This is a genomic window from Pseudomonas fulva (assembly GCF_023517795.1).
In the GTDB taxonomy this organism is placed as follows: domain Bacteria; phylum Pseudomonadota; class Gammaproteobacteria; order Pseudomonadales; family Pseudomonadaceae; genus Aquipseudomonas; species Aquipseudomonas fulva_D.
On sequence record NZ_CP082928.1, the window covers coordinates 1,053,568 to 1,068,634 of the forward strand.

The window sequence follows — 15,067 nt, forward strand, 5'->3', positions numbered from 1 at the left end:
CTCGTCATCGATAAAACGGCGCCATGATGCGCTTCGCACGGCGCATTGGGCAGGGGTAGATGTTACCGAGCTTTGCCCATTAAGGCTTTCCTAAGCTTCGCGTCGCAAGGTGCTACTCACCCCCCCATCATGAGGAGTCTCACCATGCGTTACGCCGCACTGTTCGCCCTGCTGCTGGGCAGCCCACTGGCCATGGCCAGCACCGAATGCACCACTGCCGATCGCTCGACCTGGCAGAACCCGGAGCAGTTTCAGGAGAAGCTCAAGGAACAGGGTTACCAGATCAGCAAGTTCAAGATCACCGAGGGCAACTGCTACGAGATCTACGGCTTCGACAAGGACAAGCGCAAGGTCGAGATCTATCACGATCCGGTCAGCGGCAAAGCCATCAAGACCGAGATCGAAGACTGATGCACGCGGCGACGATACGACTCTGGGATCCGCTGATCCGGCTGTTCCATCTGTCGGTGGCCGGGGTCTTCGTCGCCAACTATTTGTTTACCGAGGAAGGTGACGACTGGCACACCTGGCTCGGTTATTACGCCTGCGCCTGGCTGGCGGTGCGCCTGGTGTGGGGCTTCGTCGGCCCGCGCAGCGCGCGCTGGACGGATTTCTGGCCGACCCGCGCGCGCCTGGCCAGTCACCTCGCTCAATTGCTGGAGGGCGAACCCCATCGCCGCCTCGGCCACTCGCCGCTTGGCGCCCTGGTGATGCTGCTGATGATGACCGCCATCGCCACCCTGGGCATCAGCGGCTTTCTGATGCAGGAGGTCGATGCCCTGTGGGGCGCCGACTGGCCGCTCACCCTGCACACCTGGGCGGCCAACGGCCTGGCGACGCTGGTGGTCATCCACATGGCCGCGGCCGTGATCGAAAGCCTGCACCTGGGCGAGAACCTGCCGTTGTCGATGATCACCGGTAAACGCCGCGCCCCTTCCGACCATCGCTGAGACTCGACCCATGCTGACCCTGCTTGCGCCTCGCCGTGCCAGCGCCCCGCGTGCCTGGCTGTCGCTGCTTGCCCTGGCCACCCTGAGCTGCGGGCTGTTACTGGCCGATGATTTTCTGCAGCAACTGTTCACACCGAACAACCATGCCGAGCTGGAAGTGGGTTACGTGGTCGTGCTGTGGCTGTTCAGCCTGGGGCTGTGGCTGTGCAACCTGCGCCCGCTGAGCATGGGCATCCTGGCGCTGTTCGCGGTGATGCAACTGATGCAGCTGGCCAATATCAGCTTCTTTGGCGAACCGCTGACCGCCATCGACATCCAGTCGCTGCTCAACGACCCCGGCGAGGTGCGCGAGACCGCTGCGCACAGCTTCGCCGAGCACTGGCCGGTGCTGCTCTGCGTGGGCATCCCCTACGGCCTGCTGCTGGCCCTGCACGGGTGCCTGCCCGGCCGGGTCAACCTGCCGCAGAGCCGCTGGGCACTGGTGCTGATCGCCGTGGTGCTGCTCTCCAAACCCTACCGCGCCAGCTACCGCAACCTCGACTCGTTCGCCGCCAGCCCCAGCCGCAGCGCCCTGCACAACAACCTCAACGTGTTCTCCGCCTGGGCGGTGCACCTGGCCTTCAAGCCGGAAGTCGAGCTGCCGCCCACCCCCTTCGCGCCCTATGCGCTGAGCCCGAGCATGAGCCAGGCCAAGCATGTCTGGCTGGTGGTCGCCGACTCGCTGCGCAGCGATCGCCTTGGCGTGTTCGGCTACGGTCGTGATACCACGCCGAAACTGGCCGCCTACCTGCGCGACCATCCCAGCGCCTTTGTGCGCCCCGGCATCGCCGCCGGGGTGGCCACCGACGTCAGCCTGCCCTACCTGATCAACCCGATTCGCGAGCCCGGCAAGGATGCGCTGCTGCGCACCGGCGAAATCAACCTGTTCCGCTTCGCCAGGCAGGCGGGCTTTCGCACCCACTGGATCTCCTCCCAGGAATCCAAGCTGCTGGCCAACCTCGGCAGCCGTTACCTGGACGTGTCGATCACCCGCGAAGACCACCCGGTGCGTTTCCTCAAACAGCAGGATCGCGCCCTGCTCGACGTACTCGACGGGCAGCGCTGGGCCGAACGCAACTTCGTGGTGCTCAACCTGCGCACCGCGCACCTGCCCTATGCGCAGAACTACCGCCACGAAAAAAACCCGGCACCCTGGGTGGACCAGGGCCCGGAGGGCCAGAGCAACGCCTACGACAACTCGGTGCATTACCTGGACGGCCTGCTGGCCGAGGTGATCGCCGACTTCGACCGCCTGGAGGGCGAGCGCTACCTGATCATCACCGGCGACCACGGCCAGCGCCTCGGTGAGGGCGGCCACTGGGGCCACAACGACCTGGTGCCGGAAGTCAGCGACGTGCCGGTGATCGTCATCGGCCGCGAGGCCAAGGGCGAGACCATGGCGACGCTTTCAGCCGAGCGCTGGATCAGCCATTACGAAGCCGGCAAATGGCTGGCCGCGCGCCTCGGCACGCGCATTCACAATCCCAACCTGCGCGCCAACGAACACTTCGTACACGGCAAGCTGCTGTTCACCGACAACTTTATCCAGCGCGTCTGCGAAACACCCAATGGTCTGGTTCACCAGCCGCCACAGCTGCTGAGCATGCTGCTCAAGGAGCCCGAGGCGCGCTGCGAGGGTTGAACCTGGGCGCGGGCGGCAAGGCGCCTCAGCCCACCCGGTGGGACACCACCGGTTTGCCCGGGACGCGCTCGCGGAAGGTCAGCAGAAAGGCCAGCAACACGCCGGCCGAGAACACCGCGGGGAACAGCCAGATGCTGCGCCAGTCGTGCAGCCCCTCGACGGCATAGTGATCGGACACCGCGCCGGCGACCCAGAAGCCGATCAGCATGCCGACGCCATAGGTGGCCAGGGTAATCAGGCCCTGGGCCGAACTCTTGACGCTCTCGCCGGCCTTGCCATCGGTATAGATCTGCCCGGAAACGAAGAAGAAGTCGTAGCACACGCCGTGCAGCACGATGCCCATCACCAGGAATGCCACCAGCTCGCCGCTGTTGCCATAGGCGAACAGCAGGTAGCGCAGCGCCCAGGCCGCCATGCCAACCAGCAGGGTCGCCTTGATCCCGAAGCGCTTGATGAACAGGGGCAGCAGCAGCATGAACAGCACTTCGGAAACCTGGCCGAGGGTCATCATGCCGGTGGGGTTGGCGACGCCGACTTCGGTCAGGAACAGGTTGGCGTTCTGGTAGTAGAAGGCCAGCGGGATGCAGATCAGGATCGAGGCCAGAAAGAAGGTGGCGAAGCCGCGGTCCTTGAGCAGCTGCAGGGCATCCAGGCCGAGCAGGCGCTTGAGGCCGGTGTGCTGGCCGGGCACCGGCGGGGTGGCCGGCAGGCTGAAGCTGTACAGCCCGAGCAGCAGCGAAGCCCCGGCGCAGAGTAGGAAGGTGTTGCGCAGCGCGCCCTCGGCGATGGCCTGCTGGGCGTCCCAGGCGAACACGAAACTGATCACCAGGCCGGCGACGATCCAGCCCAGGGTGCCCCACACCCGCACCCGGGAAAACTGCGCCGCCGGGTCGCTCAACTGGCGGAACGCCACGGCGTTGACCAGCCCGAGGGTCGGCATGTACACCACCATGTAGCCGAGCACCAGCGGGTAGAAGGTGGCGAAGTCCTCGGCGCGGTAGAGCTGGTACAACAGCACCGCGCCACCCAGGTGGAGGATCGCCAGCAGGCGTTCGGCGTTGACGAAACGGTCGGCGATCAGGCCGACCACGAAGGGCGCCAGGATCGCCCCCCACGACTGGGTCGCGTAGGCCATGCCGATCTGCCCGCCGCTGGCCTCCAGGGTACGGCCGAGAAAGGTGCCGAGCGTGACGAACCAGCCGCCCCAGATGAAGAACTGGAGAAACATCATCACGCCCAGCCTGACAGTCAAAGTGCTCATGTGCTTATCCTTGTTGTTGTTCACGAGAGAGCATCAAGCGATCTACTGCAAACCGAGCAGCCCCCGGTTGCGCGAGGAACTGCTGGCGACCCCGGCGAAATCGTCGAAGGCGCGCTCGGCGCGGGTGATCAGCTGGCGTTCGATGAACGCCGCGCCCTCCCTTGCGCCCTGGGCGGAATCCTTGAGGCAGCATTCCCATTCCAGCACCGCCCAGCCGGCGTAGCCGTACTGGGTGAGCTTGCTGAAGATCGCCTTGAAGTCGATCTGCCCATCGCCCAGCGACCGGAAGCGCCCCGGGCGGTCGACCCAGGCCTGATAACCGCCATACACCCCGGCGCGGGCATCGGGTCGGAACTCGGCGTCCTTGACGTGGAACATGCGAATGCGCGAGTGGTAGCGGTCGATGAAACCCAGGTAGTCCATCTGCTGCAGCAGCATGTGGCTGGGATCGTAGAGAATGTTGGCGCGCGGGTGATCGCCCACCGCCGCCAGGAAGCGTTCGAAGGTGACACCGTCGTGCAGGTCTTCGCCGGGGTGCAGCTCGTAGCAGAGGTCGACACCCGCCTCGTCGAAGGCCTCGAGGATCGGCAGCCAGCGCCGCGCCAGCTCGGCGAAGCCCTCCTCCACCAGGCCCGCCGGGCGCTGTGGCCAGGGGTAGAGATAGGGCCAGAGCAATGCACCGGAGAAGGTCGCGTGGGCAGTCAGGCCCAGGCGCCGGCTGGCCCGGGCGGCAAGCTTCAACTGGTCGACGGCCCACTCGGTGCGTGCCTGGGGGTGGCCCCGCAGCTGCGCCGGGGCGAAGTCGTCGAACAGCTTGTCGAAGGCCGGGTGCACGGCCACCAATTGGCCTTGCAGGTGAGTGGACAGTTCGCTGATCTCCACCCCGGCGTCGGCGCAGATGCCCCTGAGCTCGTCGCAGTAGGTCTGGCTCTCGGCGGCGCGCTGCAGGTCGATGCACTGCGGCCCCAGGGTCGGCAGCTGGATGCCTCGGTAGCCGAGCGAGGCCGCCCAGCGAGCCTGGTTGGCCAGGGTGTCGAACGGCGCCTCGGCCGCCAGGAACTGGGCGAGAAAAATACCCGGGCCGCGGATGCCCGCTGTCTTGGCTGTCATGCGTACACTCCCATGGGCGGCGCCAGCGGCGTCCATTTCGCCTCGCTGGCGTGGCTGGCCAGCACCGTTTCGATAAAGGCCATGCCCCGTGCGCCGGTCTCGATACCGGGCAAGGCGGCAGCGGCGCTGCGCGAGCCGCCAATCGCCTGGGCGAAGTCGGCATACAGATTGGCCATGGCTTCCAGATAGCCCTCGGGGTGCCCCGCCGGCAGGCGCATGCGCTGCAGCGCTTCGTCACACAACCAGCCATGGTTGGCCCCGGCGCGCAGCACGCGCATGGGTTGATCGAGGGGGCGATGGATCAGGCTGTTGGGTTCTTCCTGGCGCCACTCCAGGCCGCCCTTGTCGCCGTAAAGACGAATCTTCAGGGCGTTCTCCTCGCCGGCGCACACCTGGCTGGCGAGCAGCACGCCGCTGGCGCCCTGCTCGGTGGTGAACAACAGGGCGCAGTCGTCATCCAGCGCGCGGCCGGGCAAATGGGTGGCGAGGTGCGCACAGAGACGGGCGATGCGCTGGCCACTGACGAACTCGGCCAGGCTGAAGGCGTGGGTGCCGATATCGCCGATGCAACCGCCCTGCCCGGCCAACTGCGGGTCGCCGCGCCAGGTCGCCTGCTTGTTGCCCTGAGCGGCGAGGTCGTCGCTGAGCCAACCCTGGGGATATTCGACATGGAGCTTGCGCAGTCGACCGATTTCGCCGGCCTGCACCATGTGCCGCGCCTGCCAGATCATCGGGTAGCCCTGGTAGGTATGGGCCAGGCCATACAGGGCCTCGCCCTGTACCAGCAGGTGGGCCAGGTCGGCGGTTTCGGCACTGCTCAGCGCGGCCGGCTTTTCGCAGAACACATGGATACCGGCGCGAATGGCTGCGCTGGTGATGGGGGCATGCAGATGATTGGGGGTGACGATGGCCAGCAGGTTGATCCGCTCGCCAGGATCGAGCCGTGCTTCACCATCGAGCAGCGCCTGCCAGCTGGCGTATACACGCCCGGTGGGCAGGCCGCATTCACGCCCCGTTGCGGCATTGGCGGCGGGGTCGCGACTGAACGCCCCCGCCACCAGGTCGATCCCGCCTGCCAGCGCGGCCGCCTGGCGATGCACCTTGCCGATAAAGGCGCCAGCGCCGCCGCCGACCATGCCCAGCCTGACCCGTGAAGCCGTCATCCCGTCACTCCGATTCAGCTGTTCTTGTTTGATGTAACCGGTTACATAGCAAGATATATAGCCATCGCGACAGCGCAGGTCAAGCGCCCCATGACCGCCGGCTTGGGGTAACCTAGCCGCCTGAAAAGGGCGCAGAGCCGGCCAGTACGCAGAGGGTGCATGACGAACATTCGCAAGGTAGCCGCACTGGCTGGCGTATCGGTCGCCACGGTTTCGCGCACGCTCAAGCGCCCGCAGCAGGTGTCGCCCGATACCCGCCAGAAGGTGCTCGAAGCCGTCGACCAGGCGGGCTACACGCCCAACCTGATGGCCATCCAGTTTCGCTCCCAGCGCACCCATAACCTGGTGGTGCTGGTGCCCGATATCGCCAATACCTTCTTCGCCCGGGTCATTCGCGGCATCCAGGAGGCGGCCAGTGCGGTCGACTACCGGGTGCTGCTGTGCAACACCCTGGGCAACCCCGAGACCGAGCGGCAGTTTGCCGGGCTGGTGGATGCCCGCCAGGCCGATGGCGTCATCCAGCTGCGCGCCTACGACCCCTTCGCCCGCCAGGATCACCCGCCGCTGGTGAACATCTGCGAGATCGTCGACGACGCGCCGTGGCCGACCGTCAGCCTCGACAACCGCGGCGCGGCGCAGGCCATGACCGAGCACCTGCTGGCCCTGGGGCATCGGCGGATCGGGCTGATCAAGGGCCCGGCGGACAGCCCGCTGACCCGCGAGCGCTTCGCCGGCTACCGGCAGGCCCTCGAAGCCGCGGGCATCGCAGTCGACCCCGCCCTGCTGCAATACGGCAATTACGACTGCCCGTCAGGCCATGCCGCAGCGGCTCGCTTGCTGCAAACCGAACCACGGCCGACGGCGATCTTCTGCGAGAACGATGAAATGGCCATGGGCGCCATCCAGTGCATCCGCCAGGCCGGATTGCGGATTCCCGAGGACATCGCGGTGGCCGGTTTCGACGATATCTCCTTCGCCGCCTTCTGCAACCCGCCGCTGACCACCATCGCCCAGCCGGCCGAAGCCTTCGGCCAGCACGCGGTGGCCATGCTGCTGGCGCAGCTGGACGGCAAGGCGATCGGCGAGCGCCACCAGGTGCTGCCGTTCCAGCTGGTGGTGCGCGCGAGTACCGCCGCCTCGGCCTGACCCCAGCCCTAGCCCTTGGCCGAGCGCAGGGTGATGCGGGTGATCTCCGAGGGCTTGCCCAGGCGCAGGGGGAAACCGTTCCACAGGCCGGTGCCGTTGCTCACGTACAGGCGCATGTCGCCCACCGCGTACTCGCCGGACACGTAGCCCTCGTTGAAGGCCTGGGTGACCCAGTGCATGCCCAGCACCTGGCCACCATGGGTATGCCCGGACAGCTGCAGGTCGACGCCGGCCAGGGCGTTGCCCGCGGCGGCCAGGGGCCGGTGGCTGAGCAGGATCACCGCGGCATCTTCCGGCACGCCAGCCAGGGCCGCCTCGATATCCGGCAGCGGCTGGCCGAAGCGCGCAGCGGCAGGATCGGTGATGCCGGCCAGCACCAGGCGGGCGCCGGCATCCTCGATGGTCACATGCCTGTTGAGCAGCATCGGCAGGCCCAGCTGGGCAAAGTGATCCAGCCACTGCTGGTACTCGGCGTAGTACTCGTGGTTGCCGGCAATCGCGTACACGCCCAGGCGAGCACGCAGATCGCGCAGGGGCTCCACGTCGGCAGTGCGCGCGGCCACCGTGCCGTCGACCAGATCACCGGTGATGACCAGCAGGTCCGGCTGCAGGGCGTTGCTCCTGGCCACCACCGCTTGCAGCCACGGGCGCTGCAGCAGGCGGCTGGCGTGCAGGTCGGTGAGCTGCACCAGTTGCAGGCCATCCAGCTCGGCAGGCAGCTGGGCCAGGGTGATTTCCACCTCGCGCACATCGGGCACCCGTACCGCCTGCCAGATACCCAGCGCCGACAGCAGGATCGCCCCGACACCGACACCAGCCCGCAACCGCGGCGCACGAAGAGCCGCCCGCAAGCGCGGCAGCAGCGCGGCGATATCCAGCACCAGCAGCAGCATGGCGCTGATGATCAACGCCCCGAAGGCGCAGCCCAGCGCCATCAGCAGCGTGCCCGGAATCTCCGGCGAGGCCATGCTGCCAAAGAACTGCCGGGTCACCAGATGATGCTCGGCGACCGCCAGGATCAACACCCCGAGCAGCGCCTTGATCGCCCGCGGCCAGCGCTGCAGCCACACCATTCGCCAGAACACATACAGGGCCAGAACGCCCGTGATCAGATGAAACACCGTATCTCGCCCCTTCAGGTTGGATCGCAAGCCGCCCACTGTGACACCGCGGCCATCCACGGGTGCACTTCACATGCGTGACATTTTCGCCGGGCAAAAAAAACCGCCCCAGCTAGAGGCGGTAACCAAAGGATGATGAACCGGAGAGACCACCGGCGTTCTCTCGAACGCCCATGGTGTTGTGTTCATCGAGGTACAGGGTATCGGTAAAGCCCGCAAGCACCGCATCATTTGCGTCGATAGTGATAATCGAGGGCTGCCGTTTTTCGCTGCAGCCCGCTGTGCGCCCTACCTGGCTGCCAGCAGGGCATGGGCCCGCTGCAGGCCGGCGAGCGTATCGACATCGGTGAGGATGCCCGGATCATCCAGCGGCAACAGCATGGCGCGGCCTTCGCGGCGGTAACGCTCCACCACCGCAGCGCCTCCGGCCTCGCCGCTCAGGGCGGCCAGCGCCGCGTAACACTCGCCGGCGAAGCCCACCGGGTGGCCCCTGCCCCCCTCGAAGGTCGGCACTACCACCGGCTGCAGCAACAACGCCTGGGCCACGCGGCTCAGGCTCGCGGCGCTGATCAGCGGCAGATCGCCCGGCAGGATCAGCCAGCCCGAGGCGGTTGCCGTGGCCCGTACCCCTGCGGCGATCGAGTCGGCCATGCCGTCGCCAGCGGCGCGGTGCACCACATGGTGAGCCAGGCCGCTACGCTCGACCGCCGCCAGCACGTGGTCGAGCACGGGCTTGCCGTGCAGGTCGGCCTGCAGCTTGCTGCCGGCGCCGCCGGAGGCAAGAAAACGCCTGCCGCGCCCGGCAGCAAGGACGATGACCACGGGGCCGTTGGTCTTCATGGGCTACAGCGCGCCGCGGTCGATGCCGTTGGCAACGCGCAGCACGTCGGCCAGGGTCGCCAGGGCGATTTCCGCCGGGGACTTGCTGCCCAGTTGCAGGCCAATGGGCGCGTGGATGCGCGCCATGTCCTCGGGCTTCAGGCCTGCGAGGCGCGCCAGCCGCTCCAAGCGTTTGTTGCTGGTGCGTTGCGAGCCCATGGCGCCGATATAGAAGGCTTCGGTACGCACCGCCTCGATCAGGGTCGGGTCGTCCAGGCGCGGATCGTGGGTCAGCGCCAGGATCGCCGTGGCCCCATGGGCGCCCTGCTCGGCGATAAAGCGCGCCGGCAGTATCTCGATGGCCTGCACGCCCGCCACCTTCACCTCGGCGATCACCTCGACACGCGGTTCGCAGACGATCACCTCATAGCCCAGCGCCACGGCAAAGCCGGCGCAGAACTCGGCCACCGGCGACCAGCCGGCCAGCACCACGCGCAGCACGGCGCCGACGCGAATCGACACCTGCTCGGCGCTACGCTGGATCTTCGCATCACCCATGCTGGCCGGCCGGCAGTGGCTGGCGCCCTCACCCAGCGGCACCTCGCGCACCAGCAGCTCGCCACCGCCGAGCGCCTGCTCGACCTGGCCGAGCATCCGCAGCGCAGCCTCGCTGGGCTGCAGGTATTCGACCAGCACGTCCAGCACGCCGCCGCAGGGCAGCGCACGGGTGGGCGTCAGGCCGCCCTCGCCGTAGCGCACGATCTGGTTGCGGGGCGCGAAACCGGCGTTCTGCACCCGTTCGAGAAAATCTTCCTCGACGCAGCCACCGGACAGCGAGCCGCAGGAGGCGCCGCAAGGCAGCGCCACCAGCATGGCCCCAGGCGCCCGCGGCGCCGAGCCGAAGGTGGACAGCACGGTACACAGCCACACGGCATGGCCCTGCTGCAGCCAGTCGCGAGCCTGCTGAACCACCTGCAGGTCAAGTTGCTTCATCGATACCACCTCAACCGTCGCGCTACGCCGTCGCGTCGAAATCGACGCGCTGGCAGGCATGCAAGTTGGTAGCCGGATGGGCGCTTCGGTTCAGTGTTTTTGGGTAGCCGAGGCGCAGCTGCCGAGCAGCAGCCGCCTGCCGTGACAGGGACTATACGAAGCTCTGGCGCGCCGCACCACGGGGCAGGCGATTGCGCCCCGGCAGTTGCTCGAGTTTCTGCCGCCAGGCGGCCTTGACACTCAGGGCCGGCAGCTCGGCAGGCTTGGCCGGGGTTGGCGCCGGGGCCTTGGCGGCACGGGCGGCGGCGCGCAGTTCGGCCAGGGTCGGGGTGCGGTTGGTCGCGACCGGTGCAGCCGCCTTGTCCAGCGACCGCAGGCACAGCTTGCAGGAAACCTGCGCCTGATCCTCGGTGGTGCTCAGGCTCGCGCCGCTGCGTCCACAGGCGATGGTGTTCGAGGAGGGCGAGAAGTGAATGGCCAAGGTGACATCTCCAGCAGTCAAACGGGGCGGCGATTTTACATATCCGCTGCGTTCTCTGCGCACTCGGCTGTCATTTTGCACGCCAGGCGGCGGCGACGGCTGGTCAGCCGCGAGGGATACCGGGCTGCTGCGCCTTGCCGGGGGTCATCGCCGCGCACATGGCGAGCAGCTGGCTGACGCTCCAGGGCTTGGGGATCACGGCCACGTTGAGGCCATCGAAATCGGTGGTGCCTTCCAGGAAGCCCGAGGAGATGATGATAGGCAGGTCCGGGAAACGGTCACGTATCAGGTGGGCGAGGAAGATCCCGTCGATGTCGCCGGGCATGCTGAAATCGGTGAGCACCATGTCCACCTGACCGTCGCTGCTGGAGAGGTAATCCCAGGCGTCGTCAGCACAGGGGAAGGCTTTGACCTCATGGCCTTCATCTTCGAAGATTTCCACGAGCAGCTCTCTGATCGAGCGTTCGTCTTCGGCTATGACTATCAATGGCATTGCAGGGATCCAGCAGTAAGGGTCAGGCTCTGACCGGCGCCGCCGGGCAAGATTTCATTAATTTTTCGTGGCGTCGACTGGCGGCCTTCGCCAGCCTGGGGGTCGTTGCCCGCCCGATCGGCGGGCAACGGGGCGCCAGGGCCTGATCAGGCCAGGCGGAAGCGGCTCACCAGCTTCTGCTGGTGATCGGCCAGGCGCGCCAGCTCCTGGCTGGTCACGGCGGTCTGCTCGGCACCGGAGCTGACCTGGATGGCCACGTCGTTGATCTCCACCACGTTGCGGTTGATGTCCTCGGCCACCGCGCTCTGCTCTTCCGCGGCCGCGGCGATCTGCATGTTGCGGTCGCTGATGCTGGACACCCCGGAGGCGATCTCGGCCAGCAGGTCGCCGGCGCGCTCGATGTTGCTGGCGCCGGCACGGGCCTTGCCGAGGGTTTCCTGCATGGACTGGGTGGCCAGGTCGGAGCCGCGCTGCAGGTTGGCGATCATCTCCTGGATGTTGCCGGTGGACTCCTGGGTTTTCTGCGCCAGGGTACGCACCTCGGAGGCCACTACCGCGAAGCCGCGACCGTGATCGCCAGCGCGTGCTGCCTCGATGGCCGCGTTGAGGGCCAACAGGTTTGTCTGGTCGGCGATGCCGCGAATCACGTCGAGCACCGAGGAGATCGAATCGCTCTCGTGCTTGAGGTCGCCGATGATGCGCGCGGTGTCGTCGGCCTGGGTCGACAGTTCACGGATCACCTCGACGGTGCGTTCGATCTCCTGGCGGCCCTGGGTGGTGTTGACGTTGACCTGGCGGGACATCTCCGCGGCGTCGTTGGTGCTCTGCGCCACCTCGCGCACCGTGGCGCTCATCTCGTTGATGGCGGTGACCACCAGCTCGGTGCCCTGGCGCTGGCGCTCCAGGCTGTTGCTGGTCTGCAGGGTCACGGCTGAGCACTCTTCGGCGGCGGTAGCCACCTGGGCGGTGGCCGAGCCGATTTCCTGGACGATCTGCGTCAGCTCCTCGGCCATGATGTTGAGGTTGCGGGTGATCTCGCCGAACTCGTCCTTGCCGACGTAGGCCGAACGGGCGGTCAGGTCGCGCTGGGACAGCGACAGCAGGGCACGATTGGCCTCGCCCACCGCCAGCTTGATGTTGCTGATGATCAGGTAGGACAGCACGGCCACCACGGCCATGGCGACCAGCACGCTGATGGCCGTCATCCACAGCATCGCCGAGGCCTTGGCCCGCGCCTGGGCGGCCAGCTCGCCGACGCTCTGCCCCAGCTCGCTTTCCACCTCGCCCATCAGGTCGATGCGGTTGGTGGAGGTCTGGAACCAGTCGGTGGCCTTGACGCCCAGCGGCTGGCCGAGTGGCGTTTCGAAGGCCAGTTTCTGCAGGCGTGCCACTTCCAGGCCACTGGGCTGCTGCATCTTCTCGTCGAGCTTGCCCACGAAGGCGGCCGAGGCATTGCGGCGAAAGCCCTCCGAATAGGCGGTGAACTCGCCCAGGTTGCGGCTGAAGGTGGAGAGCAGGTCGGCGTCGAAACGATCCTGGTTGAACACCACGCCGAGCATGGCGCGCTCACGGCCGGCGCGCTCCTTCATTTCGATGAACTGGTTGAGCGACGACAGGGCGCGCGACAGCGTCGGGTCGGTGACCGAACGCTCGACGGCATGGGTATAGCCGATCAGCTTGCGGATGATATCGGTGAAGCGAGCACCGGATTCGCGGTTGTTGATCGCCAGCTTGTCGATCTGCCCGCGCATGGCATCCAGCCCGCTCAAGGTGGCCAGGGCTTCATCCAGCCCGGCATCGGCGCTGCCGGCCAGGGTGCGCGCATCGGCCAGGGCGGTGTCGGTCTGGCCGCGCATGCGCAGCAGCACGTCCTGCATGTTCTTGCCCTGGCTGCCCAGGAATACGCCACTGGCACCACGTTCGCGCTGCAACACGGTGATCAACTGGCTGACCTTCTGCGCGATGACGCTGGCCTCCTGCGTCTGCTCCATCTCCTGCAAGGTCTGGTAGCTGCTGTTGACCTGCAGCGCGGCCAGCCAGAGAAAGCCCAGCAACGGGCAGGCGAGAATCAGCAAGAGCTTGAGGCTCAACGGGATGTTTCTGAGCACGGTGTGTCACCTATTCAAGATACTTCGGCAGTTCGATAACGAAGCGAAAGGATTGCCTGTTGTCACACCGTCTGCGCGGCGCGTTGAACAGGGGGGCGCATTTGGCATGCGGCACGGTAGGCACTAGACGAGGTACAAAGGGGTAATCGGCGCGCGACAGTCATTCTTTAATCAAGTTCAGCAGCGCCTTCTGAAGAAGGCGACGCAAGGCCGCCATCGCGCGCCTAGTCGATATGTTCCTGCTGTTCCTGCGGTAGCTGGCGATCGACCGCCAGCCAGGGCAGGCGACTCTCGGTCCAGATATGCCGGTCGGCGGCGGCCTGTTCGGGGTGATCGAGCGTGGCGACGGTCACGTCCAGGCTGTGCGGGCTCAAGCTGGTGAACAGCGCCAGGTGAGCGCCGCAGGTCGGGCAGAAATGGCGCTCGCAACTCGGCGAGGAGGCGAAGCGCGCCGGCTCGCCGCGCAGCCAGGTAAAGGCGGCCAGCGGCACGGTGATCCAGGTCACCAGGATACCGCCGGTGCTGCGCCGGCAGATCGAACAGTGACAGTGGGCGATATCGCGCAACGGCGCACGGAACTGGTAACGCAAGGCCCCGCACTGGCAGCCGCCCTGATGCAAATCGCTCATTTCACTCTCCTTGAAACGCCGTGGTGTGCCGGCTTGCCTGATCGATCGGTACTGGCGAAGATGCACCCTCACCACCACCGGGGGCTCCCGTGACCGACCTGCTCTTGGCCCTCTGGCCACTCTTCGCGCTGATCGTCGGCGGCTACGTGCTCAGCCGTCGCGGCTTCCCCAACGAAGCCTTCTGGCCGGGCGCCGAGCGCCTCAACTACTTCATCCTGTTCCCCGCGCTGCTGTTCAACAGCCTGGCCACCGCGCCGCTGGACAACCCTCAGCTGCCGCGCATGGCGCTGGCCGTGCTGCTCGGCCTGGGCATCGCCTGGCTGGCCCTGCTGCTCGTACGCCGCGTACGCGGCTGGCCGGCGGCGCGTTTCGGCGCCTTCAGCCAGGGCATCCTGCGCTTCAACACCTACCTGGGCCTGGCCGCCGTGGGCAGCCTGTTCGGCCAGCCGGGCCTGACCCTGGCCGCCTTGATGCTGGCGCTGATGGTGCCGGCCGTCAACGTGCTGTCGGTCTGGTCGCTGACCGCCGAGCGCGGGGTCAGCGCAGGCGGCCTGCTGCTGCCGATCCTCCGCAACCCGCTGATCCTGGCGTGCCTGGCCGGTGCGCTGGTCAACCTCAGCGGCCTGGGCTTGCCCGGCGGCAGCGGCCGGCTGCTCAGCCTGCTGGCTGCCGCCAGCCTGCCGCTGGGCCTGCTGTGCGTGGGCGCCGCGCTGAAGCCTGAACAGCTGGGCGGCGAGGTGCCGGCCCTGGCCTGGAACGGCCTGCTGCGCCTGCTGCTGATGCCGCTGCTGGCCCTGGCGGTGGCCTACGGGCTGCAACTGCCGACCATGGAAAGCACCGTGCTGGTGCTGTTCTTCGCCCTGCCTACCGCACCGACGGCCTATGTGCTGACCCGCCAGCTGGGCGGCGATGCCAACCTGATGGCCGGCATCATCACCTTGCAGCACCTGCTGGCCGCCGCTTCGCTGGTGGCGGTGCTGTCGCTCCTCGAACACCTGCTCTAGCCCGCCCGCGACGCGGGCCACGGGTCACGCGTGGGCGGCGCGAATCACCGTTGGCCGCCCTTCGCCGACCGCGAATCGGCGAAAGCTGGCTGAAAGCTTCGTGTTCTA

General features: G+C 67.1%; 15 protein-coding genes and 1 pseudogene. 5 read left to right on the top strand and 11 right to left on the bottom strand.

The features are described from left to right. Positions 1-144 precede the first annotated feature (144 nt). The 3 genes from K8U54_RS04760 to K8U54_RS04770 are packed head-to-tail and all read left to right on the top strand — an operon-like array spanning position 145 to position 2,631. Positions 145-411, top strand: coding sequence for a PepSY domain-containing protein (locus K8U54_RS04760; RefSeq protein WP_249909092.1), 267 nt, complete (start codon positions 145-147; stop codon positions 409-411). Next, the gene (locus tag K8U54_RS04765) at positions 411-950 is read left to right on the top strand and encodes a cytochrome b/b6 domain-containing protein (protein ID WP_249909093.1); all 540 of its coding nucleotides are present in this window, start codon (positions 411-413) and stop codon (positions 948-950) included. Before K8U54_RS04760 ends, K8U54_RS04765 begins: the two co-directional genes overlap by 1 nt. A gap of 10 nt (positions 951-960) precedes the next feature. After that, positions 961-2,631, top strand: coding sequence for a phosphoethanolamine transferase (locus K8U54_RS04770; RefSeq protein WP_249909094.1), 1,671 nt, complete (start codon positions 961-963; stop codon positions 2,629-2,631). 25 nt (positions 2,632-2,656) lie between these two features. Here K8U54_RS04770 and K8U54_RS04775 read toward each other — a convergent pair whose 3' ends face one another. Genes K8U54_RS04775 through K8U54_RS04785 form a run of 3 tightly spaced genes read right to left on the bottom strand, consistent with a single transcriptional unit; the run spans position 2,657 to position 6,165 of the window. Further along, positions 2,657-3,892, bottom strand: a complete 1,236-nt coding sequence (locus K8U54_RS04775; RefSeq protein WP_249909095.1) for a nucleoside permease — start codon at positions 3,890-3,892, stop codon at positions 2,657-2,659. 42 nt (positions 3,893-3,934) lie between these two features. Next, complete coding sequence (locus K8U54_RS04780; RefSeq protein ID WP_249909096.1) at positions 3,935-5,002, bottom strand: sugar phosphate isomerase/epimerase family protein; 1,068 nt, start codon at positions 5,000-5,002, stop codon at positions 3,935-3,937. Continuing rightward, positions 4,999-6,165: a Gfo/Idh/MocA family protein gene (locus K8U54_RS04785; RefSeq protein ID WP_249909097.1), complete on the bottom strand. Its 1,167-nt coding sequence runs from the start codon at positions 6,163-6,165 to the stop codon at positions 4,999-5,001. Before K8U54_RS04785 ends, K8U54_RS04780 begins: the two co-directional genes overlap by 4 nt. A 159-nt stretch (positions 6,166-6,324) precedes the next feature. Here K8U54_RS04785 and K8U54_RS04790 point away from each other — a divergent pair, with 159 nt between their 5' ends. Continuing rightward, a complete protein-coding gene (locus tag K8U54_RS04790; RefSeq protein ID WP_249909098.1) occupies positions 6,325-7,311 on the top strand; it encodes a LacI family DNA-binding transcriptional regulator in 987 nt (328 codons plus the stop codon). Positions 7,312-7,319: 8 nt separating this feature from the next. On the opposite strand, the gene K8U54_RS04795 is transcribed toward K8U54_RS04790, so the two are convergent. The 8 genes and pseudogenes from K8U54_RS04795 to K8U54_RS04825 all read right to left on the bottom strand — a co-directional run bounded on the left by K8U54_RS04795 (position 7,320) and on the right by K8U54_RS04825 (position 13,955). Then, on the bottom strand, positions 7,320-8,432 hold the full coding sequence (locus tag K8U54_RS04795) for a metallophosphoesterase (protein WP_249909099.1): 1,113 nt from the start codon (positions 8,430-8,432) through the stop codon (positions 7,320-7,322). A 288-nt stretch (positions 8,433-8,720) separates the two neighbouring features. Continuing rightward, positions 8,721-9,272 (bottom strand): nucleotidyltransferase family protein, encoded by a 552-nt coding sequence (locus tag K8U54_RS04800; RefSeq protein ID WP_249909100.1) that lies wholly within the window; start codon positions 9,270-9,272, stop codon positions 8,721-8,723. Between the two features lie 3 nt (positions 9,273-9,275). Further along, positions 9,276-10,244 carry an XdhC family protein gene (locus tag K8U54_RS04805; protein ID WP_249909101.1) on the bottom strand — a complete coding sequence of 323 codons (969 nt, stop codon included), beginning with the start codon at positions 10,242-10,244 and terminating at the stop codon, positions 9,276-9,278. Positions 10,245-10,395: 151 nt separating this feature from the next. Beyond that, positions 10,396-10,725, bottom strand: a complete 330-nt coding sequence (locus K8U54_RS04810) for a hypothetical protein (RefSeq protein WP_249909102.1) — start codon at positions 10,723-10,725, stop codon at positions 10,396-10,398. A 103-nt stretch (positions 10,726-10,828) separates the two neighbouring features. Then, the gene (locus K8U54_RS04815) at positions 10,829-11,218 is read right to left on the bottom strand and encodes a response regulator (protein ID WP_249909103.1); all 390 of its coding nucleotides are present in this window, start codon (positions 11,216-11,218) and stop codon (positions 10,829-10,831) included. A gap of 146 nt (positions 11,219-11,364) precedes the next feature. Beyond that, positions 11,365-12,231 carry a methyl-accepting chemotaxis protein gene (locus K8U54_RS25300; RefSeq protein WP_434060014.1) on the bottom strand — a complete coding sequence of 289 codons (867 nt, stop codon included), beginning with the start codon at positions 12,229-12,231 and terminating at the stop codon, positions 11,365-11,367. A gap of 42 nt (positions 12,232-12,273) precedes the next feature. Further along, positions 12,274-13,209, bottom strand: a pseudogene (locus tag K8U54_RS25305) (nitrate- and nitrite sensing domain-containing protein); the annotation flags it as partial. Between the two features lie 341 nt (positions 13,210-13,550). Then, positions 13,551-13,955, bottom strand: coding sequence for a GFA family protein (locus tag K8U54_RS04825; protein WP_249909105.1), 405 nt, complete (start codon positions 13,953-13,955; stop codon positions 13,551-13,553). A 44-nt stretch (positions 13,956-13,999) separates the two neighbouring features. On the opposite strand from K8U54_RS04825, the gene K8U54_RS04830 reads away from it, so the two are divergent. Then, positions 14,000-14,959: an AEC family transporter gene (locus K8U54_RS04830; protein WP_249910398.1), complete on the top strand. Its 960-nt coding sequence runs from the start codon at positions 14,000-14,002 to the stop codon at positions 14,957-14,959. Positions 14,960-15,067 lie beyond the last annotated feature (108 nt).

What these genes read in the sequence shown, in the direction of transcription:
- K8U54_RS04825 (WP_249909105.1), bottom strand. Translation starts at nt 13,955, where the DNA reads ATGAGCGATTTGCATCAGGGCGGCTGCCAGTGCGGGGCCTTGCGTTAC.
- K8U54_RS04790 (WP_249909098.1), top strand. Translation starts at nt 6,325, where the DNA reads ATGACGAACATTCGCAAGGTAGCCGCACTGGCTGGCGTATCGGTCGCC.
- K8U54_RS04780 (WP_249909096.1), bottom strand. Translation starts at nt 5,002, where the DNA reads ATGACAGCCAAGACAGCGGGCATCCGCGGCCCGGGTATTTTTCTCGCC.
- K8U54_RS04785 (WP_249909097.1), bottom strand. Translation starts at nt 6,165, where the DNA reads ATGACGGCTTCACGGGTCAGGCTGGGCATGGTCGGCGGCGGCGCTGGC.
- K8U54_RS04770 (WP_249909094.1), top strand. Translation starts at nt 961, where the DNA reads ATGCTGACCCTGCTTGCGCCTCGCCGTGCCAGCGCCCCGCGTGCCTGG.
- K8U54_RS04800 (WP_249909100.1), bottom strand. Translation starts at nt 9,272, where the DNA reads ATGAAGACCAACGGCCCCGTGGTCATCGTCCTTGCTGCCGGGCGCGGC.
- K8U54_RS25300 (WP_434060014.1), bottom strand. Translation starts at nt 12,231, where the DNA reads ATGGCCGAGGAGCTGACGCAGATCGTCCAGGAAATCGGCTCGGCCACC.
- K8U54_RS04765 (WP_249909093.1), top strand. Translation starts at nt 411, where the DNA reads ATGCACGCGGCGACGATACGACTCTGGGATCCGCTGATCCGGCTGTTC.
- K8U54_RS04760 (WP_249909092.1), top strand. Translation starts at nt 145, where the DNA reads ATGCGTTACGCCGCACTGTTCGCCCTGCTGCTGGGCAGCCCACTGGCC.
- K8U54_RS04815 (WP_249909103.1), bottom strand. Translation starts at nt 11,218, where the DNA reads ATGCCATTGATAGTCATAGCCGAAGACGAACGCTCGATCAGAGAGCTG.
- K8U54_RS04775 (WP_249909095.1), bottom strand. Translation starts at nt 3,892, where the DNA reads ATGAGCACTTTGACTGTCAGGCTGGGCGTGATGATGTTTCTCCAGTTC.
- K8U54_RS04805 (WP_249909101.1), bottom strand. Translation starts at nt 10,244, where the DNA reads ATGAAGCAACTTGACCTGCAGGTGGTTCAGCAGGCTCGCGACTGGCTG.